This window comes from Streptomyces sp. A0642 (assembly GCF_004795105.1).
In the GTDB taxonomy this organism is placed as follows: Bacteria; Actinomycetota; Actinomycetes; order Streptomycetales; family Streptomycetaceae; genus Streptomyces.
Genome location: NZ_SSBL01000035.1, coordinates 1 through 22,946, shown reverse-complemented (window position 1 = coordinate 22,946; position 22,946 = coordinate 1). Strand labels below are relative to the sequence as shown.

The window sequence follows — 22,946 nt, the reverse complement described above, 5'->3', positions numbered from 1 at the left end:
TTCGAGCGGGAGGACAGCGGTCACCCCGTACGGGTCGGGAGCGCCGCCAGCGGGGACGGGCGGCCCTTCGGCGTCGCACGGACCGCCGCCCAGTCGACGCGGGAGGAACGGAGCACTCGGTCGAGGTCCGCCTGCCGGTACAGCCGCACGACGGTGCCCTTGTGCCAGGAGGAGACCGTCGTCTCCGAGTGGGTCAGCAGGCCCGCGCGCACCAGGTGCTCGAAGTCCGCGTCGCGCAGCTCCAGGACACGGGCCGCTTCGTCACGCATGTGCAGCTGGCCGGCACGGGAGGCCCGTTCGACCTTGCGGCGGTCGGCGAAGGCCTCCAGGGTCAGCCCGCAGTACAAGGTGTGCCCCCGGTAGTCCCCGCGGGTTGGGAGGTGTCCCCGGCGGGAGAGTTCGGCGGCCGCCCCCGGGTTGACGGTGATGCCGAACCGTTCGGCGAGGTGCTGCTCCGCGCGGGCGGCACCGACGTCGGGGATGGTGCCGACCGCCGTACGGACGGCGTCGAGGCGGGAGGTGACCTCGTTGAAGACGGTGTCCGACCAGCGGCCGCCCGCGTCGGCGGCCGGGATCAGTCCCAGGCGCAGGGCCCGCTCGAACTGCCACTCGGCGAGGCCGATCCGGTCACCGAACTGGCGCGGTCCGTAGGAGGAGAGGGTTTTGAGGGGTGTGGTCACGTAGGTCGCTCCTTCGTCATGAGGGGTCAGAACTGCATCTGAGGGGTCAGAACTGCATCGTGGATTCCGGCAGGTCGTCAGGCGGGGGCGTGCCCCAGGGGTCGAACGGCGGCTCGTCCGAGTACAGGTGCGCGGGCGGGCGCCACAGCCGCAGCAGCGCCTCCGCGACGCTGTCGCCTCCGCCCCGTCCGACCTCGCGGCCGTCCGGCTCCGTGGCGACCGCGAAGTAGCCCTCGGGCATCGGTTCCTGGATCACGTCGCCCTCGTCATCGGTGGCGCCGTCCTGCCCGGGGTCGAACCCAAGGGTGATGGTGCCGCCCTCCCGCAGGAAGGCGTCCACCGTGATGCGTTCGCCGTCGGGCGGCAGGTCGACCAGGGTGAGGGCGGCGACCACCGCGGCGACCGGGCGCCGGTGACGGGTCAGGATCTGCGGGGCACCGTCGGGGAACCGGGTGGCGTCCGCGATCACGTCCGCCAGCTTGGGGCGGGCGGAGGTGAGCGGCCACACGGGGCAGCGGCCGGGGTCGGCGACCTTGTCCAGGGGGGCGATGGCGGCCCATGTCGGGTAGCCGAGGCTCGCCGTGGTGTCCATGGCGACCAGGGTGATCGCGCCGTCCTCGGCTGCGGCCACCAGCTGGCCCCAGCGGTTGCGTGCTTCCTCCACGCCGATCGGCGCGCCCCACTGCTCGACCAGTTCCTTGTACCGGGGTGGCACGCGGGCGGGAACACCGGCGGGCGGTATGGCAGTCGTCTCATCCATGACGACACCGTAAGGCGCCTTACGGGATTTCCGTAAGGCGCCTTACGGAAATTGACCGGATCGGAGTACGGAGTCGGATGGCCGGCGCGCACTTCCCGCCTTGGGATACTGGCGGGCATGTCCGGCATCACCGATCGCCCCAGTCCCGCCCCGACCGCGCAGGACGCCGCCCTCGCCGAGCGCCTGGCCACCCTTGCCGGAGAGGCCCTGTCGGGGCCGACCACGGAGGTGGCCGACCAGCTCCGCGCCCACAGCGCACACATCGCCCTGCTCGACCGGCAGGCGCCCGTCGTCGCGGAGCTGCTGAGCATGTGCCGGGCAGCGGCCGAGCGCTGGCAGGCGGGCGGCTACGGCCACTTCAGCGTCGCGCGGAACCTGCCCGCCGCGCCCCCGGCCATCGCGAGCCTGCTCCAGTCCGCGATCGACGGCGAAGACGACTCCCAGCTCCACGACCTGGTCGCGCGCACCTGTGCGGCCTCCACCGAGAACGCGCAGAAGCTGCTCGCAATCGGCTCCGGGGTGCACGCGTTGCTCGAAGCCGGGCCCCGCCGCTTCCCCGCCACGGCCGCCACGGAGCCGATCGACCCGCGACGCCTGCCCGACCTCCGGGCCCGGCTGATCAGCGCGCAGCAGGGCAAACCCGCCGTCAACCGGCTCGCCATGGCGCTGTTCGAGAACACCGGTACCCTCGTGCCGTTCCTGAACGGCGCCGACGACGCCGCCCGGGTGCTGCTCGCGCAGGAGAACGACCGGCTCGCCCGGGCGCGGCTGTACCACGTGGACGAGGAGATGACCGAGGCCGCCATCCGCAAGGCGGAGCGCGGCCGCAAGGGGCCGCTCGCGCCGCACCGGGTGCCCGCCACCCGAGGATTCATCGCCTTCGGCAAACCGCTCGTGCGGACCGTCCCGCAGGGCGAGGAACGGCCGGCGGACGTGGTCGCGGTGTCCTGGGGGCCGTGGGCCGCCGACTTCGCGCACGCCCCCGCGCACATCCAGCCGACCCCGGTCGCGGGCCCGCGTCAGCCGTTCTGGCGGTGGTTCGGGCCCGACGGCACCGTGCGCCACATCGAGGCCTTCGACGGCCGGGCGAAGCCGACGTGGTGGCTGACCTTCTGGACCCGTCCCACCCACGCCGTGCCCGGCATGCCGCCGCTGATGGCCGACAACGAGACCACGACGGGCGCCACCGAGACCCCGGGCCCGATGCACATCGGCACCACCGACGAGGTCGCCCACGTCGTCTACGCGTGCTGGGACTTCATCACCCAGGAACAGGTCACCAAGCGGCCGATCACCCAGCAGCGCGTCCAGCCACGCAAGCCGACCGACCTGCGCCGCGACCGGCGCAAGGGCGTCGCGGACGACTCCGCCGTCCACCTCGTCACCCTCCGGGGACGGCGCCCCCGCCCCGACGAGCCGACGCCGGCCGCGCCGGTGCCGAGCGGCCGGAAGCTGGACTACCGGCAGGTGATCGCCGAGTACGACCGCTCCCACTGCATGAACCCGCGCCTGCACCGCGAGGACCCCGACAAGCAGCACCACCACCACGAGGAGATCACCGTGGTCGAGTACGTGCGCGGACCCGACGGCGCCCCGATGCGCCCGACGAAGGAGTCCCGCACCGTCCACCAGCTCACCGCCGACGCCGCCGTCGACGCCGAGTAGACCAGCCGTCGCGTACGCAGCGGCGGCGCCGTACGACCTGAACACGCCCCACCCCGAAGGAACCTCGATGTCGAAGTCCACCACCGTCGCCTGCACGCGGTGCGCCGCAACCGTTCCGCGCCCCGCCGATGTGCAGTGGCGGCCCCTGTGGGACGCGGGATGGCGGTGGCTCGGATCGCAGAACCTGTTCTCCTGCCCCGACTGCCCGCCCCTGATCGTGGTCGACAGCGAGGGGCGGCACACGCGCGGCCCCGGCCTGCTCCCCTGAGCGCCTGCCCTGTTCCTGGGTCCTGCCCGGCCTACGGGGCGGCCCGTTGGCCGGGCAGGTAGACCATCACCCCGCCGACGATCGGCACGCACCGCGTATCGGCCGGGAGGCGGGAGACGAGGCCCAGGTTTTCGGCCTGTCCCGCCGTCCTGATGCGCTGGAGGTGGTTGCGGCCGTACAGGACGGTTCCGGGGTCCTCCAGCGTGCCGGTGATGCACAGCACCGGGTCCGGCAGGAACCTCCCGCCGTCAGCGCGGGCAACGGCCAGCTCGGCGTCGTTCGCTTCGGCCGCCGCATTCTCCAGGGGGGTCTGGCACGGCGGGCACACGATCAGCACCAAGCGGCCTCCCTCCCACTTCCCGGCCCATTCCTCGGCAGCCTTGGACGCGAGGTCTCTCGGCGCGTAGCAGCCACACCGGTTGCACCGCAGGCGCTTTCCCGTCCGCGCCCGCGGGCGCTTCTTTCCACTCATGCTCCGTCAACGACGGCCGGGCGGGGCGGTGCCGGTCCGGCCGGGACGCACTCACCCCTCAAACTCACCTCTTAAGATGTGAGTTTGAGCCGGGGCGGAATTGCCCACGAGCTGGGCGCGACGTCGCTACGCTGATCGCAGGGTGCGGCGCTCCCCCCGTGGCGCCGCACCCTGACACGACGAAGGGCCGCTCCGTACCCCGTTCCCGGGCGTACGGAGCGGCCCTGACTGTGTTTCGGCCCGCTATCCGGCTAAGGGGTAGGGGTCCGCGTCGCCGGAGGCGAGCACGGTGAGCCGTTCGGCGGCCGCGGTGGTCGCGGCGACGGGCAGGGCCAGGTCCTCGGGCATCAGCGAGGAGGGCTTGACGACGGAGACGGCTCCGTAGACGGTGCGGCCCCACATGACGGGCGCGGCGACCGCACTCCACCCGGGGACCTCCTCGCGGGAGACGGCGTAGCCCGACTCGCGCACTCCGGCGAGGGACGTGACGAACGCCGCGGCGGCGCGCTCGGTCCCCGGTCCGGCTCCGGCGGGCAGCGGCTGCTCCAGGATGGCGGAGACCAGGGAGGGGGGAAGGTGGGCGGCGATGACGCGGCCGGCGGCGCCCACGCGCAGAGACTGGCCCATCTCCACGAGGTCGGCGAGGGGGAGTCCGAACGACTCGAAGTCGTAGCGGCCCGGGGCACTGGCGGCGTAGGCCTTGCGGGGGCCGCCGTAGGGGGAGAGCACCCACAGGAGCGCGAAGCCGTCCACGACCCGGCTGAGGCGTTCCAGTACGGGGCGGGCGGCGGTGGCGTCGGGTGTGGTCGCCATGGCCTGCATGCCGATCCGGGCGGCGCCGGGCCCGAGCCGGTAGCGGCCGGGCGGCACCCGCAGGAAGATCGAGGTGGTTATCCCCGATTGCAGGATGCGGTAGACGACCGCGATGTTCAGGCCCGTGGCGGCAGCAAGCTCGCTGGGGCCGTGGTCGGTTCCTGGCAGAAGCGTGAAGGCCTGGACGACGAGCATGACGCGGTGGGCGTGAACTGTTCCGCCCGAGCGTTCAGCGGGTGCGTTTCCCGGCGTTGATTCGGTTGCGTGAATTTCCTTCGGCGTGATGCGGCTGAGCATGCTGTTCCTTGTCGCGCATGCCGCCCTTCCCCCGTGGGGTAGAAGTGGGCGGTCCTCCCCATAGGCCTGCTGCCCGCACGGCGTGGCCGGTCGGACGTGGCCCTTGAACCCCTAGACCCTCGTCACCCCCCATAGGTCACGGATCGAACAGGTGATCACAACCCTACATGCGCCACGCGGAAAGCTCAGAGGGTTTTACATCGCACCATTTCGGGTGGAAGTGCCGTGGATTTCGCCACGCGAAATGACACGAACGCATCACGCGAAATTGCATACTCAGGCATTCCCATTACCAGCGCTATTGCGCGGTGCGAAAAGCCTACGAGATGACGAGTATTGCGCGGTGCGAAAAGATTTGACAGGGCGAATAGGTCGCGCTTTGACTGCCCTTTCAAGGAATTCACGACACCACGGGGGAAGTGCTTTGAGTATTCGTATGCGCGCAGTGTCCGTAGGCCTGACCGCGAGCGTCCTGCTGGGCGGGGCCGTCGCCCTGGCCCCGGCAGCGAACGCTGCCGTCGGCTCCTCGAAGTGCAACATCAAGGACTCCAAGCCCGGAAGCGTGTGGGAGACCCTCTCCAGCAACGTGAACATCCGCAGCGGCCCGGGAACGAACTACAGCTCCTACGGCCAGCTCGCCAAGGGCACCGACTTCACCTACCACTGCACCTACAAGACCAGCGACGGCAAGAACCTCTGGTACTACAGCACCATCCGCCAGGGCGCCCACAAGGGCACCAAGGCGTGGATCTCCTGGAGGTACGTGGGCCTCGCGTAGTCCCCACAGCCTCCCGACAGGGAGGGCACCAACGCAGGGCGGGCACCCCCGGGGGCCCGCCCTGCACCGTTCACTCACCGACCGAGGAGAAGAGACGTGACAGCGCAACTCAGCGCCACGTGGGTCCGGGTGGCCGACCAGTGGGTGCGGGCCGACCAGGTCGTCGCCGTCCGCCTGGAGCCGCCCGCCGGCATCGTGCCCGGCGGCCGGTGGAGCGAGTCCGTCAACCAGCGACTCCTGGTGTGCACGACACTGCCCGCCGAGGAGGAGAGCGGCAAGGCGGTGTGGCAGGAGGCCGCCGTGTGCGCGAAGGGCCGGGGCGAGATAGTGGCCGGGACGCTCATGGACGCCATGCACACCGACAAGGCCGCGGGCAGCACCCGGTACGTGTACCCAGCCCGCTCGACCGAGGGAACCGTCCTGCACTGGCAGGCCAGCACGACCCTGCCCCAAGGGCCCGCACTCACCGGCCCCGCACCGCACGGCGCCCCCGCCATCACCGGCGGCATCGCCATGGCAGCCCGCGGAGCCTGACGTTCGAGGGCCCGGGCAACAGCAGTTCTCCATGCTGCTGAGGCCCGGGCCCCGGCCGTGCCGCACCGCGACGACCACCCCGGCCCACGAAGGCTTTCGGGGGCCGCCGAAGCGCGCGGGTTATCTGGCCAGAATGACCATCAACGGGCGGGGCCCGGTGACAGGTGGTCACCGGGCCCCGATCGGAAAGCGCGTCAGCGCTGCTGGTTGGGCTTGGGGGCAGCCTGCTGCTCGCCGCTGCGGCGGAGGTGTCCGGCCTGCTCGGCGCTGCCGTTGGCCGACTTCTTCGCCCCCTTCGCCGACCGCTTGGAGGTCGTGGTCGACCGGCCCCGCGCGGCCGCCGTGGAGACCCGCTTGGCCGCGCCGGGCATGGGTCGGGCGAGGGCTTCGCCCATCTTCCGCATCTCCGGGATCTTGTTCACGTCCGGCACCCCGCTCGCCGACGGCGGCGGCGTGCTGCCTCCGCCTCGGGGCCCGCGGTAGTCGAGGGCCGCGTCCCCCAGCCGCAGCAACGCATCGGCGCTCGGCAGGGCTCCGCGCTGCTCCGTGCTCCGCTCGTCGTCCCGCCGAAGCCGGTTCGCACCGGCCTGTGCCCACTCGGCGACCTTCTCGCACACGACGAGCGAGGCCCGGCGGACGAAGTCGCCGACCCGGCCGTCCTCCATCAGCTTGCCGAAGTGCTCGCCCGCGCGTTCCCTCATGACGCGCATCAGGTTGCCGAACGCGCCACGGACCGTCTGGAGGCGCTGCCACTCCGGCAGGTCCTGGAGGGCGGGTGCGTGCTCGTCCGCCTCCCGCAGTGCCGTGTTCACCGCGCTCGCTGCCTTCTGCGGGTCACGGTCTGCCGTCACCGCCTCCTGCTCGCCGGAGGACGGTTCGGCCGAGGGAGTGGACTCGGCGGCCGGAGCGGGCAGCACCGGCGCGGCCGGCGGCGCCTCGGGCGCGGACTTCGCCTCGGCGACGGCATCGGCGAGCATCTGCTGGAGACTGGCCAGGTCCGCCTGCACATCGGCGAACAGTTCCTCTCCAGAGCCCCGCTCGGCGGGAACGTGTTCGTCCCACGCCTCCTTGACGGCCTCGAACTCGCCGACGATGTCGAGCGGCCGATCCTCCGTCTGCCCGGCAGTGCTCTCCGCACCGGTGAACAGCGGCAGATCGCCGGTCGGCTCCGCAGCAGGAGCAGGCTCCACCGGGACGGCGGACTCCGCAACGTCGGTGGGCTCCGGCTTCCGCTCGCCCGGTCCGGAGTCCTCACCCGCGTCGGCGGCCGCCGGGATGACGGGCTCAGCGTTTTCGGGTGTCGCAGGACGGGCGGGTGTGGCCATCTCGGGGTCCTCCGGTACTTCGGGGCTCGGGGCGGGTGATTCGGTCTCGGTCGAGGCCGCGGCCTGTTCCGGGCTCGGGGGGCCAGCAGGTGCGGGCAGGGCACGCAGCTGCTCGTACGCGCCCGGCGTTGCCCGGGCCAGCACATCGAGGCGGCGGTTCCCCTCACCGTCTCCCAGGTAGCGCCACACCAGGAACTCGGAACCGCCGTCGGCCACCAGGTCGTCGGCGGCCCGCGCGAACGCCGGCGCGAAGTCCTCAACGGTGGCGGCGTCATGAGCAGCCTGGAGCAGACCATCCTGTTCGGCGGCCGTGGCCACCAGCCAGGCGGCGACCTCGTCCACGCTGGGGGTCATGCCGTCCCGCAGGACGTCGACCACCACGACGACGAGCCTTTCGCGTACGGCGCCGACGTTCCACGCCTGTGCGAGCGGGCCGTCGACCAGGTGCTCGGCGAGCCACGCGTGCGTCTCCTTGGTGGACACCAGCTGTTCCGCCTGCTGCGGTGCGCGCCGCAGCATGGGCACCTCCGCCGTGACCGGCAGCGGCATCCCCGGCATGTCCGCCGAGGTGATGCCGGGCAGGACGAGGCCTTGGGAGGCTTCCACGGTGTCGACGCTGAGAACGAGCTGCCCGTCGCCGGACTCCCGTAGCCCGAGCGTGATGACCGGCCCGCGGACCGGTTCCGGCGCCGCAGGGGTCGGCGGCGTCTGTTGCACGCTCTCCTCGCGGACCGGCTCCGCCGGCGCCAAGGGTGCGGCCGCGGCCTCCTGCTGCTCGCGCAGGGCCGCACGTTCGGCCTGGACCGCGTCCAGGGTGGCCTGGAGGCGGACGTGCATGCGTGCGGTGTCGAACAGCATGCGCGCGAGAGGGAACGCCAGGTGCTGCCGCTCATCGAGGGCGGGGTCCACGGGCAGTGTGCCGCCCCAGGCGTTGACCGCCTGCTGAACGGCGGTGATGTTCGCGGCCATCTGCCGGGAGCCGTGCGCGTCGATCTCCGCGGCAGCCAGGTCGTTGAGCCGGGCGCTCAGCACCTGGAACTGCGGGAGCTGCGTGTAGTCCGGGTCCACCCGGGCGACCGCGACGGTGATGGTGTCGAGGTGTTCCAGTGCGGCCGATCGCAGCTCGCCACGCAGCACGTCCACCCGCGTCAGCCGTCCGTCGTCGACGGCCGGGCCGGGCGGGGTGCCGTACGGCGTCCCGGTGAAGGCCGCGAACATCACGGCGCCCTGCTCCGCCGCTTCCTGTGGTGCCCCGTTCAGGTGCGTCACGTCGGCGGGCAGGCCGTCGACCGTCAGGCGTGCGAACCAGCGCCCGGAGGCCGACAGGCGTACGTCGGCGATCGTGGTCTCGCCGTACCGCAGTTCGCCGGAGGTGGGGCTCTGTCCGTCTACGCCGGTCAGGTGCAGCTCATAGGCGGGGTCAGCGGTCAGCGATGTGATGTCGGTGAACGGCTGAGGCTCGGGCGGGTCTTCGACCGGCACAGCGTCGTCGGTGTCCGTGGTGGACGGCGGCGTGGCCATCTCGCCCCTATCGGTGGTCGGTTCCGGATCCCCGGCGGGCGGCCCGGGCGGTGCAGGCGCTTCTTCGGCGGCCGCGGGAATGGGCCCCGCAGCGGGAGCCGGTTCGGGCTCCATCGTTGGGGGCTCCGGTGCGCGTTCCGGCTGTGCTTCGGTGGCTTCGTTCCGTTCGGGCGCCGGGGCGTCCTGCGGGGACGTCTCGTCAGCCGGTGGCCCCGGTGCAGGTGCAGGCTCCGCAGGTTCTTCCTGCGGAGCGACAGGTTCAGTCTCCGGCTCGGCACCCGCGAAGAGGTCGTCCACGGCTTCTTGGAACAGCTGCTCCCGGGACTTCTCCGTCTCGGTCTCTTCGGTCCCTTCCGCCGCTTCGGATGCTTCTGGCGTCACCTGGTTCGCAGACGGTTCCACCGTGGTCTCCGGTACGGCGGGATCGTCGGTGGGTGACTCCTGCGGTGCGGGTTCCGGCTCGCGGCGGCCGCGCCGGCGGCCCGGGCGTTGCGCGGGGGCGGGAGTCGGTTCACCGAAGAGGTCGAGCTGCACTTCCTCTTCGTCCGTGGCGCCTGCCGTCTCCGGCTCCGGGGCGGCCGACTCCGTGACGTCGGTGGCCGGGACGGGTTCGGGTGGCGTTTCCTGCGGGGCGACCGTGCTGTCCTCGGTGCCGATGGTGTCGAGCTGTTCCTCCGGGTCGGCGTCGGGGGTGGGCTCCGGTTCGGACTCCGCCTCGGTGGTCTGCTGCTCCGCCTCGGTGGTCTGCTGCTCCGCCTCGGTGGTCTGCTGCTCCGCCTCGGTGAGGGCAGCGTCCGGGACGGGGTCGGCGGCACGAAGCTCCGCGTAGACGGGGCCCGCCAGTTCGGCGTACAGGCCGTTGCGGTCGCCGACGGCGTCGTCGCCCTGCCGGAAGTAGGCGCGGACCCATTCGGGCCAGTCGGCCGGCGGGACGTCCGCCCACTGCTCGGTGGTCCATTCGTCCACCCAGGCGGCCAACGGGTAGATGAAGCTGTTCAGGTCGTTGGCCCGGGCCGCTTGCGCGAGCGTCGGGGCGGCCAGTGCCGCAGCGGTCATGGCCTCCAGCGCGGGCCCCCGCAGGGCCGGGTCGGTCAGGGTGCCGGGGAATTGCCGGAGCGCGGCCACCCGGTACGCCTCGGCGGCCGCCTCTGGCTCCATGGCGCCGGGTTCGACGGTGACCAGGAAGAGGGGGGCGACGTCCATGTCCCAGCCGTTCGGCCAGCCCTCGGTGTCGAAGACGACTTCCGCCTCGCGCCGGTGCTCCTTGTCGGCGTAGCCGCCAACGATGCCCACCCGGCCGGTGGCGACCCACAGGACGCGGTCTCCGACAGCGGGCTCCGGACGGTCGGTGCGCTCCAGTTCGTTGATGCGCCGCAGTCCGGCCGGGGTGATGTCGACGTTCAGCGTCGCCCCGTACTCCAGCAGTCCCGCGCCCATCAGCCGCTCGACCGTGGCGCCGTCGGCACGGACGCCGCCGTCGCCGATGACGATGCGGCTGGTGTCCCAGGTGACGCCGTCGTCGGCGACGCCCGCAGGCATCAGTTCCCTGCGCGCGGCGTAGAGGATCGCGAACTCGTCCGAGACGACGAGCAGGCCACTGTCCTCGTCCGGGGCAGGCTCCGGCGGGGCCGCGGGCGGTTCCGGGGCGGCCGGAGTGGAGTCGGCCGGGCCCTGTTCCTCGGTGACGTCCGCGACGGGGGTCTCGTTCGGGGCGGCGGCGGGTTCTCCCGGCTCCTGCTGCACCGTGGCCGGCGCCGCCTGCTCTGCTTGCTCCGGGGTGGGCGCGTCCTCGGCGGCCGCGGTCTGCTCTGCGGTCAGGACGGCAATGGTGGCCTGTGAGCGGGCGGCGAGGTGATGAGCCGCCGCGTACAGGTCCTGGAGCGGGTCGAGGAGGTCCTCGTCCACGGCGGGCTCCAGTGCCTGGCACCACGCGGCTACGCCGTAGACCCTTCGGACGATCTCGTCTGGTCCTCCGGGGACCGGTTCGCGCAACGCCAACCGGGCCCGGTGGTAGGCGAGGTGGAGTTCGGCGATGGGGTTGTCCGGGGTGCCGAAGCCGTCCGGCCGGGCGTCGCTGTCCTGCGCGAGGTAGGCCCGGACGGTGGGGTGCTGGCCCCATCGGGCGTAGGCGGCCTCCATCGCCTGCACGTCCGCCAGGTCGTCCTGGTCGGTGAACGGTTCGGCGTCGAAGAACTGCGGCACCTCGTCCAGAGTCGGCGGCGTCACGTTCAGCTCCGGCAGCCGCGCGGGCGGCTCGGGAGGCTGCTGACGCTCCTCGCGGGTGGCGTGCACCATGACGGTGCGTCCGGCGGCCGCGAGGACCCGCACCGCGTCGTCCACCCGCTGCCTGCGGGTGGGTTCCTTCCAGGTGCGGGGCAGGTACCAGCCGCCGGCGCGGCGGGAGTTCTTGAAGCCGCCGCCGGTCCACAGCGCCGCCTTCGCGGTCTCGTCCTCCGGGCTCACGCCGAGGACGAGGGTGTCGGAGCCGTTGTGGAGGATCCAGACCGGGTCACGGCCCTGATCGTCCGGTGACGGGCGGTGGACCTTGTCGCCGTAGACGACCGCGTGGTGGTTGGCCATGCGCTTGGCGACGGTGGCGCCGTCCTCGGTGCCGCGGACCACGTCGCCGTTCACGTCGCCCAGGTAGCGGTACTTGGTGTAGCTCCACTTCGCGGTGCCGACTTCTTCGCCCGGCTCGGTGTAGAGGCGGATGGTGCGGGCCACCTCGGTGTAGTGGTAGCCCTCGGCACCCGGGACCGGCTTGGCGTCCTCGGGGAGCTGCTGCTGGGACTCCTGCGGCGCGCTCTCCTCGGCGGCCGTGTCCACGTCGTTGGTGGTGTCCGCGGCCGGGGCGGGCGCGGCCGGCGGGCCGAACCGGTCGCGCGCTTCGGCCAGCTGCTCGTCGGTGGGCGGGGTGGTCTCGCGCAGCGCGTGGGCCAGGGCGTTCAGCGCCAGGGCCGCGGACTGGTTGCGCTCGTCGCTGCGGAAGTGGATTTCGCGGTCCAGGCTCCCGTGGCGCCAGGCGGGCAGGCTCGGGGACCGGTTGGCGGTGTCGTACGCGACAGCGGCGTCGATCCAGGCCGGGAGCTCCTCCCACAGGATCGTGGTGGAGACGTCGCCCTGCTCGATGGTCAACCCGTCCGCACGGGTCGAGAGGCGGACGTCTCCGTCGCCGCGCATCGCGGGCGGCAGCTCGCTGCTGGTGGAGGCGAAGAACGCCCCCGTCGGTGCTTGCTGCTGCTCGGCGATCCACTCCCGTACGCGGGTGGTGGGCATGGTGCCGGGCTCCATGCTGACCGGCTGTCCGTCGACCGCGACGGCGCTGACCAGCCCGCGCACCTGGTCCTCGCTGAGCACCGCCATGACGGCCCATCCGGCGGTCTGGTGGGTACGCGCGGGCTGCGGGCCGCCGATGTGGCCGATCATGACCCGGTCCCCGAAGGTGTTGATCAGGTCCTGCAAGGGCGCCTGCCCCGGAGGGCTGGCCGGCGGGTCCGCGGGGGCCGTGGTCGGCGTGACCGTGCCCTCGTTCGGCGGGGCGTCGGGCGCCGGAGCGTCCGGGGCGGAGTTCTCCGGTTCGGGCGCAGGGTCGGCGGTTCCACCCGAGGCCGGGGACGGGTCGGGGGTCGGGGTCGGTGGGGTCTGCTGTGCGTCGGTGTCCTGGTTCGTCTCAGCTTCGGGCGCGGGCGTGGGGGTGCTCTCCGGGAGCGGCGGGAGGTCGATGACCGTGCCGGGGGCGGCGAGGATCGCCTCCAGGTCGACGCTGCCCACGGCCGTACCCGTGCCGGTCATCACGTTGGTCAGGCTGATCGAGACATCCCGCAACCGATCGGATGCCTGTAGCCGGGGCAATCCGACGTGGACCATCGACCAGTCACCGAAGCGGCCGAAGCTGCGGTCGATACCTGCGAGTCGGTCGGCTGCGGAATCGATCCGGGCGACCAGGTCGTACAGGGGGTTGCGTACGTCCGGCTCGAAGCCGTAGCCGGGCCGCGTGATGTAGTCGGCGGCCGCCGCGGCGCCGTTCACGCCGTGGCGCTGGAGCAGCGGCTCGTAGTACCGCAGGATGGCCGCGGTCTCGACCATCTCCGGCGCGGGCGGCCCTTCGGGTTCGGCGGTGGCCCGCGCCTGCTGCCAGACGATCCAGGCGGCTTCGCCGATGAGCATCTGCCGGGTGTCGGCGGATTCGGGCTCCAGCCAGTCGCGCAGCCACGCCGGTCGGTTCTCTGGGAGGTTGGCGCGCTCCAGGGCCCAGTCCTGCGCCCACTCGGCGAGGGCGTCGCGGAAGCCGCTGTTGTCGTACTCGCCGTCGGCGTTTCGCGCCAGGGCGGTCACGTTCTCGTCGGCGGCCGCGGCCTCGGTCAGGACACGTAGGGCTTCCTGGTACTGCCCGAGGTCGGCGAGGTCGGGGGTGCGGATGTCCGTGCCCGTGTGGTCGATCACGCGGGCGCCGCCGATGATCTGACCCTCACTGCGGACGATGACGGTTCCCCCGGTCGCCCCGGCCATGACGGCGGCGTCGTGCATCGCCATCTCCGCCTCGGTCATCTCCGCGCCGGCGGCCCCGGGCTCGAACGGCGGGCCGTCCTGGCTCTCGTCGCCGGAGGAGACCGCGCTGTCGGAAATCTGGGCTTCCAGCGCTTCCTTGCGGGCGCGGACGTCCTCCAGTTCGGCACGACGGTCGAAAGGGCGGCCGATGTGGGAGCGGGTGTCCTCCAGTGCGGCCCGCTGCTTGGCGAGCTTCTGCTCGATCTCGTCGGGGCGGATCACCGCTTCGTCGGCGGCCTCGCTGAGCGCCTTGACGATGCGCCAGCTCTGGCCCTTGCCGAACCACGGCAGGTTCAGTCGGACGTCGACCTGGTGCTCACCGGCGACCAGGTGCGCCCACGATTCGTAGGCGACCGAGTTGAACTGCTGCCTGCGGATCCAGGTGAAGCCGACGTTCAGCCCGCGCCAGCGATACCCGGCGTCCAGGTCGAGGGTGGGCTTGGAGCCCTGCGCCGTCTGCGCGAGCACCCCGGCGACGTCTTCGGGGTCGATGAGTCGACCGTCCGCCGTGCGCCATGTGTCGTCGTCGCCCGCAGCCCTGATCGCGTCGGCCATGGCGCGCATGCCGGGCAGGCCCTGCTCAGCCGTCTGGATCGTCTCGGAGAGGACTTCGACCTTGCGCTTCATGCGCGCCTGCGCCTGACGGTGCCCGTCGGCCTCGTTGAGCAGGACCGTCAGCTCACCGTTGACGTTCGCCAGGTCCATCAGCAGCGGGTTGCCCGCGGCGATGGCCTTGGCCATCCCGAAGCCCGCGCCGACGGGGTCGATCTCCTGGATGACACGGCCGACCTTCTGGCCGGACATGATCTGCACGATGGGCCGCTGCTTGCGCTCCAGCTGCTGGAACATGTAGCTGTCGAAGCTGTTCAGCGCGATGTAGCGGTAGAACTCGACTTCCATGTCGATGTCGATGAGCTTGTTGCCGGGGCGGTGGAGTCGCCCCTCGCGCTGGGCCCACTCGTCCGGCCGGTGAGGCGGATCGGCGTGGTGCAGTGCCACGCCGCGGGTCTGGACGTTGACGCCCGTGGCGCCCTTGGTCGAAGAGGAGAACAGCACGCTGACTTCGCCCGCGCGGCAGGCGGTGAACAGCTGCTCCTTGGCGAGGTCGGAGTTGTAGTCGTGGATGAACTTGATCCGCTCGCGCGGGATCGGCCCGAGGCCTTCCTCGGGCATTCCGTCGATCAGGTAGCGGCGGATCTTCCCGTAGACCTGACTGCCCTTGTCCTTGCTGGGGGTGCCGAGGTCGCAGAAGAGGACTTGCAGCCCGCCGGCGACTCCCTCGGGGTCGCCGGGCAGCTTGAGGTCTTTGGTGCGGTGGTAGACCTCCAGCACGTTCTTCGCGATGGCTCCGGCCTTGCCCGGGCCGTCCGGTTCGACGCCGACCAGCTCTAGGTCGAGGGCGGCTTTGCGGCCGTCCGTGATGACGTTGAGCATGTTGTCTTCGTACGGCTTGACCTTGCCGCCCTGGATCTGGTCGATGCGGTCGGAGATGCCGCCGACGTAGCTGACCAGGTTAGGGGTGGCTTCGATCTCCACGAAGCGGTCGACGCGCTTGGGGCGCTTGATCTTGAAGGCTTCGGGCGGCCGGAGTTCGGCGACCTCCGAGAACAGGGCGAGGGCTTCGTCGGCGTTGGTGTACTCCACCGGGCGCCGCTTGAGGCGGAAGGAGACGCCGTCGACCCCGACCTCGGGCCGGGACTCGAAGTGGATGAAGTTCGCGGCCCAGGCGTCCGGGCTCGCCAGTCCGAGCTTCTCCAGGCGCTTGGGCATCGTGTAGTGCTTGAAGACGAACATCTCGCGCACCGAGTTCGAGATGAACGTGCCGCTGTAGAGAGCGGAGACGTTCTCCTTGCCCGTGCGCTCGCGGGTGACGATGAGTTTCAGGTCGAGGTCGGTGGCCCGCTTGGACGGCTTGCCGAGCGACATGCCCTCGGTCGTGGCCGGCAGGGCGAGGTTCTTGAAGAGGTGCGCCTCATCGACCTGGAGGAAGTCCACGCCCAGGTTCTCGTACGTGACACCGGCGTCGACGGCCTTGGAGCGCAGGTCGGTCGCGCGGGCGTCGAACCGGTCGACCATCTTGGCGATCTCTTTGATGCGCCGCTGGTTGCCGTCCTCGCCGTCGACCGCGCCCAGCGCGACGCGGTACTCGTTGGCCAGCTCCTCCAGGTACGTCGCTTCGGTGACCGGGTGGACCCCGAGGCGACCGAAGCTGTTGTGCGTCATGACGATCGCGTCCCAGTCGCCGGTGGCGCACCGGGCCGCGAACAGCATGCGCGAGCGGGCACTTTCGAGGTCCTTCTTGCCCGCCATGAGGATCCGGGCGTTCTGGAACAGCTTCTTGCCGTCGCGGGAGATCTGCTCCAGCAGGTGGTTGGGGACCACGATCATCGGCTTGTTGACCAGGCCGAGCTGCTTGAGCTTGACCGCCGTCATGAACATGGTGGCGGTCTTGCCGGCGCCGACCGGGTACGGGCACAGCGAGCCCTCGTCCGCGCTGAGCACGCGTTGGACGAAGTCCCACTGGTGCTCGTACGGCTTGAACTCCGGGTCCATGCCGTCGACCGTCAGGTGAGAGCCGTCGTGCTTGGGCAGCACCCAGGAGTTGAAGATGCGGTTGTAGTCCGCGGCCAGGCGGTCCGCCCGGTCGGGGTCCTCCCACACCCAGCTCGCGAAGCGGCGCATCAGCGCCGTCTGCTTCGACTCCGCGAGGAGCGTCGCCTTGTCGTTGCGGACCCGCCGCGACCCGCCGTCGGGCGTGCGGAAGCTGTCGTAGACCTTCGGGGCCTGCCCGTTCAGCGCCAGGTCGAGCAGCTCGAAGGCGTTGACGCGGTCGGTGCCCCACTCGCTGGTCGCGGCCTCCGGGAGCGTCATCGGCTGATCGACGCTCCACGTCGCCGTCTTCGCGACGTGGACGATGTCGACGCGTACGCCCAGCATCTCCTCGGCGAAGGCGGTGACGTCCTCCACCGGGATCCACGGGGCGCCGAGCTTGGCCTTGATGTCCTCCGGCGGCAGCGGTTCGGGCTGCACCTGCCGCAGCTCATCGACGTGCCGCTGGAGGTCGTCGCGTCCCTGCGACAGCAGGAACTCGGCGCGCTCCAGCTTGTCCACGACCTCACCGGACAGGTACGCGCCCTTGGTCAGCAGCTCCCCGGTGTCCGGCTCGTGGAAGACCAGGTCCCCGAGCGTGCCGGGGACCTGGTCCTCTTCGATCCCGAGCAGCTGCGCGATGGTGGGGACGTCGATCTTGTTCTTGAAGTTGAGGCACAGCGACAGGGCCTCTTCCGGCGTCTCCGCCGACGTCGGCCGCTCGATGCGCCGGTTGACCCGGCGGGTGAGCAGCGACGCCTTGTGTGCCGTCTGCGTCTCGTCGTCGAAGTCCTCCAGGGCCAGGACCGAGACGATGTCCGGGTCGCGACGGAACCCGCCCAGGCGCGGATACCGGCGGCTGACCGCCTTCTCCCCGGTCTCCTCATCGACCTGGCCCTCAACGACGGTGAAGCGGTTGATCGCTCCGTGCGCACGGAAGTAGACGTCGTAGAGCCGGTTCACCTCCGCGCGCAGCGGCTCCAGCTGCTCGTCGGGGGTGTCGTGGTTGGTCTCCGCCTCAATCAGCTTGAGCGCGGCATCGCGCAGCGCGATGAGCTTGGGCAGTTCCTTGCCCGCGCGCTCGACGGCGACCAGCTCGCCGTCGACCACCTCGTGCGGCTTGCCCTCCACCAGGTGGAAGGAGCCTTCCTTCCGGCCGTCCTCGCGAACGGGGAAGGGGAGGGTGTCCTCCGTGAAGGGCTGCGCGCCGACCGCGACGCGCCACTCTCGGCCCGCCGCACGGGCGGCGGCGGTGATGCTGTCGAAGGCGCCGCCGAGCGCGGCCGTGAGGTCCTGGTCCTCCGGGGCCTTCACCGCCAGGGTGTGCCCGTACTGCGCGGCCCGGCCCTGCTCGAACTCGCCGAGCACGTGCTCGGGGTGCCGGTGGAAGTAGTCGTTGACGTACTGGCCGGAGACCGTCGGGACCTCGGTGACCTCCATCCAGCTGTCGTCCACGGGCGCGTCGGTATCGCGCCGGCGGACGATGAGGATGTCGGCCAGGACCCCGGTGCCGCCCTCGGCGAGCGCCCCGTTGGGCAGCCGGACGGCGCCCAGCAGGTCGGCGTGCTTGGCGATGGCACGGCGAGCGGAGTCGTCCGCCGAGTCCATCGTGTAGCGGGAGGTCAGCAGGATGGCGACGCCGCCGGGCCGCATCGCCTGCACCGAGCGCCAGATGAAGTAGTTGTGGATCGAGTCGGTGACGGCCTTCGGCGCGGTCTTGTCGTGCACGGGGAAGTTCCCGTACGGCACGTTGCCCAGGACCGCGTCCACGCTGTTCGACTGGATCCCGGCATCCTGGAACCGCGCGTTGATGATCTGCGCGTTCGGGTGCAGCAGGGCCGCGATGCCCGCGGTGGTCGGGTCACGTTCGACGCCGTACCACTGGACCGGCATCCGGTCCGGGGTGTGACTGATGAAGGTGCCCGCGCCGCAGCCGGGTTCGAGGACGCGGCCGCCGTTGAAGCCGAGGTCCCGCAGTGCCGTCCAGCAGGCGTCCGCGATCCGGTCGGGGGTGTAGTAGGCGGTCGGTGTGCCCTGTTCGGCGTGCCGGTAGTCGCGCGGGGACAGCAGCAGTTGCAGCTGCTCGCCGATCTCCGACCAGGTGCCCTCGCGGTCGCCTGCCAGCGCCGGGGCCAGCGGGCCCCAGCCGGGCCAGTTCCTCAGTACGCGAAGGTCGTCCTCGGTCGGCTGCGTCTGGTCCTCGCGCAGCCGCAGCAGGGTCTCGATCGCGGTGACGCTCGCGCGGGCTCGTCCGATCGGCCCGAGGCGGCGCTCCGGCTCAGGGGCAGCGGCGACCGTTTCGACGGGGTGGGACATGTCGTTCTCCAAGCTGCGGGGCCCGGCGCAGCCTCAGCGCCGACGGCCCGGCGGGCGGTCGGGAGGGCAGCGAGCGCGTCAGGCCGACGCGGCGAAGGCCGACAGGCGCGTCTCGAACGCGTCGTCGTCACCCTCGGGCAGGCGCTGCGGCCCGTCCTCCCGGCTCGGCGTCAGGCCCGGGCTGGAGAGCACCATGTCGGCCCAGCGCGCCACCCGTTCGGGAGAGGGCACCAGGTCCTCCCCCATGAACCAGTCGCTCGTACCGGCCTCGGCGGGCAGCCGGAGCACCCAGCCGAAGGACTCGTCCCAGACAAGCTCGAAGTCGGCTTCCTCGTCGGCGTACGGACCGCTCTCCGGCGGCGCGAGCGTCACCGCGGCGGTGCGGACCGCCGGCGGGCGACCGGTGATGGCGTACGCCAGCACCGTCAGGCCGATGTCTTCGACCGCCGCGACCGCGGCATGGACGTAAGGCTGGTGATCGGTTCGGATCGTCATGAGCGCCACTCCCCCGTTGCTTTCAGCGGACGGGCACCCGGCCCGCCCCCCTGCCACCCGCACCGGGACCACCGGCCGGCGGCAGACGTACATGATCCCTACCTGACGACCATAACGACTCAGAAGCAACCCAATTAAGTTCCCGCCCCCGACATGCCCGCGAGCCACAGAGGGCCCACTCGTCCCGGCATTTATCTGGCTACATTTCCTTCATGGTGAGCATGGCGAAGGTGAAGTTCCACGTGGCCCTGACCAAGGCGTCGCACAGGGGGGTGATCGAGCACGCGAAGAACGAGCGGGAGCGCGAGGAGGGCTGGATCCGCGAGCGCCGAGACGAGCTGCTCGTCCCCGGCCTGTCCCGACGCGAAGCCGCTGCCGTCCGCCGCAGCATCCGGGCGGAGGTCACCAGGAGGCGCCGCACCGGCGAGTTCGGCGGCAACCGGGACGAGATCATCACCCGAGCCGTGCGTGAGGAGCTGATCGCCCGAGGGCTGGATCGCAAGTGGCCCAAGCCGCCGGAGGGGGAGATCGACGCCCCGGGCCGACGGTGGGGCACTCCCCCGAGCCAGCCCATGGGCGAGGGCGGCTACACGCACCGCCTCTCGATCAACCTGCCGTACACCCTCGGCGAGACCGTGCGACGCGCCGCGTACTGGACCAGCAAGGACGCCGTGGAAGGGCTCCAGGAATGGGCCGACCGCTGGGGCGACGGTGTCGACGTAGCTCTACGCGAGGCGGAACGCGACGGCATCCCTGCCGAACTAGCCCTCGCGGCCTCCGCCGGGAAACTCTCCGCGCCCCAGTCCGCGCTGGAGATCCGAGAACGACTCCGCACCCAGGTACTCACCACCGGAGACCTGCTCCGCGCTGCGGTGGACCGCGCAGTCAGTGACGGTCAACTAGAAGCCTCATGAACCCCGTTCGCAGGGCAGGTGTGGCGCCCCCGTGTCAGTGGCGCACCCTCCCTTTGCGCGATGCGCGGTGAACAGCCCTGCCTCTGGCAATATGACCGGGTCCGAGTACCCACAAGGGGAAGCCCACGGAGGTTCAATGCCCCCCTCACAAGCAGCTGCGGCCACGACTCGTCCGCACCGCGCGAAAGTCATCACCTTCTTTCAGCAGAAGGGCGGCGCCGGGAAGTCGACCGACGCCATCAACACGGCAGCGGTGATGGGGGAGAGCAATCCCCCTGAGCCCGGCAAGCCGTGCCCCGTCGTCGCGTGTGGCGTCGACGTCCAGGGCTCGCTGGAGGAGTGGGCCAGCAAGGTACCCGAGGAGCGACTCCCCTTCGATTACGTGATCACGAAGGGCAAGGTCGGCGAGCTTCGCAAGCTCGTGGAGGATCCTGACGTTTTGCGTATCGTCGTGGACACCCCCGGGTTCGCCGACATCGATCCCAACGCCCCGATCGATGCCGAGGACCCACTCGGCTTCGGGCCGGCGGCTGAGGCAATGCGCGAGGTCCTGGAACTTACCGACCTCGCCCTGGTGCCGATCGTCCCGGTGGAGACGCTGACGCATAAGCCGGCGGAGTTCACCGTGGAGCGCCTTCTGCGCCCCCGGGGCATCCCCTTCCGGTTGCTTATCAACAACTGGGACAGCGGGACCGACCGCACGAAGGCGGACCTCAAGGAGATGCAGGACTGGTGCCGGGAGCGGGACTACCCGTTCATGTCCCAGGCCATCCGCCGGTACAAGATGCATGCACAGGCGCCCGCCAAGGGGCTGACAGTGATCCAGTACCCGGAGAGCGGGACGGCCCTCCGGGCGCGAGAAGACTTCTACAAACTGGCTCTAGGTGTGGAGGGACTGATCTGATGGGCGGCCAGCGAAACGCCTCACCCACGGAGCGCTGGGAGTACAAGAGCGCCGTCGACATGGCGCAGGCGCTGCAACCGCTACGCCGCCCTCTCTCTGCGCAGCCGACGACACTCACGTCGGACGAGAAGGGGATGCTCGCGCAGTGCGTCGCGGCGGTCGACACCTTGCAGTGGGCCTTCTGGCTGGCAGGTAAGGCGCTGGAAAACATCAGGACCGGCAAGCTCTACCGCGCCGAGTGCGACTCCTTCGAGGAGTTCGTCTGGCGCCGTTGGCAGATGAAAAAGGCCTACGCCAACAAGCTCATCCGGACCTGGCGCATCGCCGAAGCCGTATTCGAACTGCTCTCGAACGAAGTGGCTCCAATTGGAGCCACTTCCAGGAAGAAGCCGACCCCGCTGAGCCTCAACGCCGAGAAGGCCCTCAAAGCGTTGAATCAGGCGCAGGTGTGGGAGCTTGTGCCAGTCGCGGACACCTGGGACGTGGACGCGGCCGTGCTCGTCTACAAGACCATGGTCGAGGTTGACGGCGTGAACGTGACCGCCAAGGTCATCAGCGGCGCAGTCGAGGCGCTCCCCGACGGGGATTTCGATGCGGAGCAGGTCATCGACCACGTCCGGAACTACGTGGAGTCTCTCAGCGAGGGTGACCCCGAGGAATCGGACGACGTCGACTTCACGGCTCAGGCAGAGAGGGCGGTGTCCTACCGGTGGGTTAAGCGTCTGGCGAAGAGGGACACGACCGCAGCAAGTCGGTATCTCGACAGCTTGCAGAGCCAGATCGACCGATGCCGCGCCGAACTACTTCCGGCACAGGCGGAACCGCAGCCCGCGGCGGCGGCCGAGCCCGACTCGGCGGAGTCCACACCGGAGGTGCCAGCTCAGTCTGGGGCCTCAGCGGCCTGACTTCCGGACACAAAAAAGCGGGCCCCGTCCGAGGACGGGGCCCGCTTCTTGTTGTCAGCTCAGGTATCGGGCGCAGGCCCTGGCGAACAGGGCAGTGAACGGGTCGTCGCCCGGGTCCTGAAGGAGTTCCCACCAGGCGAGCGCGACCAGGTCGGCCAGCTCCTCCGCGCGACTCTCGCCGTCAACCGGAATCGGGGGAGCGCCCGTAGCGCAGCGGGGGCCGGCGGCGGTGACCCATTCGGGCAGACCGCCGCCGGGAAAGCAGGCTTGCAGGGCGCCGTACAGGTCGGCGGGGATGGCGCGGCCGGTCACCGCTCAGGCCGTGGAGGGGTGACGGAGACGCGCCGTGGGTTGGACGAGGCGGCGCAGGAGAGGGTTCCGGCGGGCCAGGGCGCGCCACCGAGGCGGGTGGACGTGGTACCAGGCGCTACGGAAGGCGTCTTCCTCTACGGGGAAGCGCTGAGCGATTCCGCAGGTGCAGGCCCACCCGTACGGGAGTGGGTCGGAGTCGTCTCGGGTGGCGAGGGCGAGGACCTTGGTGTCGTCGTGCTTCCCCCAGAAGGTTCCTACCACCCAGAGCCCTGCCCGGCGGGCGGCGTCGACGGGGTTCAGTTCGGTTTCCATCCGGTTCTCCTTGGTCGAGGAAGCGGTCAGGTAGCGAGGGCCAGGAGTAGCGCGGCTCCCAGGGCGAGGAGCGATACGCCGGTGATGATCCCGGCGAGCCGTAGGCCCTTGTACTTTCGGCGGGCGATCTGCGAGAGGTGGATGATGTGGGTGACGCGGTCGCCCGGGTGCTGGAGGTCTTTGAGCAGGTCCTCGGGCGTGCAGAGGGACCAGTAGAGGAAGCTGCCGCGGGCGGCGCCTCCCAGTCGCGGGTGGACCACGATGAGGACAACGAGCATCGCGGCGATCAGGCCGACGGCGCCGGCGCCGACGAGGGTGGCGACGAGGGGCGGTAAGTCCTTCCCGGGCACCGCCGCGACGAGCGCGGCGAGCGGCAGCGAGAAGCTGGTGAGCAGGACGCCGCTCTTGGCGTCGGTCCTGCTGATCTCTGCGAGGACGGTGGCATTGGCCGCGTCCAGGCGGGTGTCGAGGTTGTCGGGCGTGGTCATCGAGTCCCTTACGTGACGGGGTCGGACGAAGGAAGTACGGGGTCGGCCGA

Annotated in this window: 16 protein-coding genes; 7 read left to right on the top strand and 9 right to left on the bottom strand. The window is 70.9% G+C overall.

Going from position 1 to position 22,946, the window contains the following annotated elements; all coding sequences use genetic code 11:
• Positions 1-20: 20 nt before the first annotated feature.
• Together E6R60_RS33130 and E6R60_RS33125 are read right to left on the bottom strand one after the other, a co-directional pair.
• Entirely contained in the window at positions 21-680 is a 660-nt protein-coding gene (locus E6R60_RS33130) for a hypothetical protein (RefSeq protein ID WP_206309579.1), read from the bottom strand.
• Positions 681-726: 46 nt separating this feature from the next.
• Positions 727-1,440 (bottom strand): type II toxin-antitoxin system Phd/YefM family antitoxin, encoded by a 714-nt coding sequence (locus E6R60_RS33125; protein WP_136330414.1) that lies wholly within the window; start codon positions 1,438-1,440, stop codon positions 727-729.
• A gap of 117 nt (positions 1,441-1,557) precedes the next feature.
• Here E6R60_RS33125 and E6R60_RS33120 point away from each other — a divergent pair, with 117 nt between their 5' ends.
• On the top strand, positions 1,558-3,105 hold the full coding sequence (locus E6R60_RS33120) for a hypothetical protein (RefSeq protein WP_136330413.1): 1,548 nt from the start codon (positions 1,558-1,560) through the stop codon (positions 3,103-3,105).
• A gap of 67 nt (positions 3,106-3,172) precedes the next feature.
• Positions 3,173-3,373 carry a hypothetical protein gene (locus tag E6R60_RS33115; RefSeq protein ID WP_136330412.1) on the top strand — a complete coding sequence of 67 codons (201 nt, stop codon included), beginning with the start codon at positions 3,173-3,175 and terminating at the stop codon, positions 3,371-3,373.
• A 31-nt stretch (positions 3,374-3,404) separates the two neighbouring features.
• Here E6R60_RS33115 and E6R60_RS33110 read toward each other — a convergent pair whose 3' ends face one another.
• Both E6R60_RS33110 and E6R60_RS33105 read right to left on the bottom strand, forming a co-directional pair.
• Positions 3,405-3,713: a hypothetical protein gene (locus E6R60_RS33110; protein ID WP_136330411.1), complete on the bottom strand. Its 309-nt coding sequence runs from the start codon at positions 3,711-3,713 to the stop codon at positions 3,405-3,407.
• Between the two features lie 375 nt (positions 3,714-4,088).
• The gene (locus E6R60_RS33105; protein WP_168713717.1) at positions 4,089-4,853 is read right to left on the bottom strand and encodes an IclR family transcriptional regulator C-terminal domain-containing protein; all 765 of its coding nucleotides are present in this window, start codon (positions 4,851-4,853) and stop codon (positions 4,089-4,091) included.
• Between the two features lie 538 nt (positions 4,854-5,391).
• Between E6R60_RS33105 and E6R60_RS36885 the strand changes: the two genes are divergently transcribed.
• Positions 5,392-5,733 (top strand): SH3 domain-containing protein, encoded by a 342-nt coding sequence (locus E6R60_RS36885; RefSeq protein WP_168713716.1) that lies wholly within the window; start codon positions 5,392-5,394, stop codon positions 5,731-5,733.
• 96 nt (positions 5,734-5,829) lie between these two features.
• Positions 5,830-6,267 carry a hypothetical protein gene (locus tag E6R60_RS33095; RefSeq protein WP_136330408.1) on the top strand — a complete coding sequence of 146 codons (438 nt, stop codon included), beginning with the start codon at positions 5,830-5,832 and terminating at the stop codon, positions 6,265-6,267.
• A 194-nt stretch (positions 6,268-6,461) separates the two neighbouring features.
• Here the strand turns inward: E6R60_RS33095 and E6R60_RS33090 are convergent, their stop codons facing one another.
• A complete protein-coding gene (locus E6R60_RS33090; RefSeq protein WP_136330407.1) occupies positions 6,462-18,566 on the bottom strand; it encodes a hypothetical protein in 12,105 nt (4,034 codons plus the stop codon).
• Between the two features lie 78 nt (positions 18,567-18,644).
• Positions 18,645-19,061 carry a DUF6292 family protein gene (locus E6R60_RS33085; protein ID WP_136330406.1) on the bottom strand — a complete coding sequence of 139 codons (417 nt, stop codon included), beginning with the start codon at positions 19,059-19,061 and terminating at the stop codon, positions 18,645-18,647.
• A gap of 212 nt (positions 19,062-19,273) precedes the next feature.
• Here E6R60_RS33085 and E6R60_RS33080 point away from each other — a divergent pair, with 212 nt between their 5' ends.
• The 3 genes from E6R60_RS33080 (at position 19,274) to E6R60_RS33070 (ending at position 21,784) form a co-directional block, all read left to right on the top strand.
• A complete protein-coding gene (locus E6R60_RS33080) occupies positions 19,274-19,975 on the top strand; it encodes a hypothetical protein (protein ID WP_136330405.1) in 702 nt (233 codons plus the stop codon).
• Between the two features lie 136 nt (positions 19,976-20,111).
• Complete coding sequence (locus E6R60_RS33075) at positions 20,112-20,879, top strand: ParA family protein (RefSeq protein ID WP_240802783.1); 768 nt, start codon at positions 20,112-20,114, stop codon at positions 20,877-20,879.
• Positions 20,879-21,784, top strand: a complete 906-nt coding sequence (locus E6R60_RS33070; RefSeq protein WP_136330404.1) for a hypothetical protein — start codon at positions 20,879-20,881, stop codon at positions 21,782-21,784. The genes E6R60_RS33075 and E6R60_RS33070 overlap by 1 nt, the downstream gene beginning before the upstream one ends.
• Before the next feature lie 54 nt (positions 21,785-21,838).
• Here the strand turns inward: E6R60_RS33070 and E6R60_RS33065 are convergent, their stop codons facing one another.
• The 3 genes from E6R60_RS33065 to E6R60_RS33055 are packed head-to-tail and all read right to left on the bottom strand — an operon-like array spanning position 21,839 to position 22,896.
• Positions 21,839-22,096: a hypothetical protein gene (locus E6R60_RS33065; protein ID WP_136330403.1), complete on the bottom strand. Its 258-nt coding sequence runs from the start codon at positions 22,094-22,096 to the stop codon at positions 21,839-21,841.
• 3 nt (positions 22,097-22,099) lie between these two features.
• Positions 22,100-22,408 carry a hypothetical protein gene (locus E6R60_RS33060; RefSeq protein ID WP_206309578.1) on the bottom strand — a complete coding sequence of 103 codons (309 nt, stop codon included), beginning with the start codon at positions 22,406-22,408 and terminating at the stop codon, positions 22,100-22,102.
• A 26-nt stretch (positions 22,409-22,434) separates the two neighbouring features.
• Positions 22,435-22,896, bottom strand: coding sequence for a Pycsar system effector family protein (locus E6R60_RS33055; RefSeq protein WP_136330402.1), 462 nt, complete (start codon positions 22,894-22,896; stop codon positions 22,435-22,437).
• Positions 22,897-22,946: the final 50 nt, after the last annotated feature.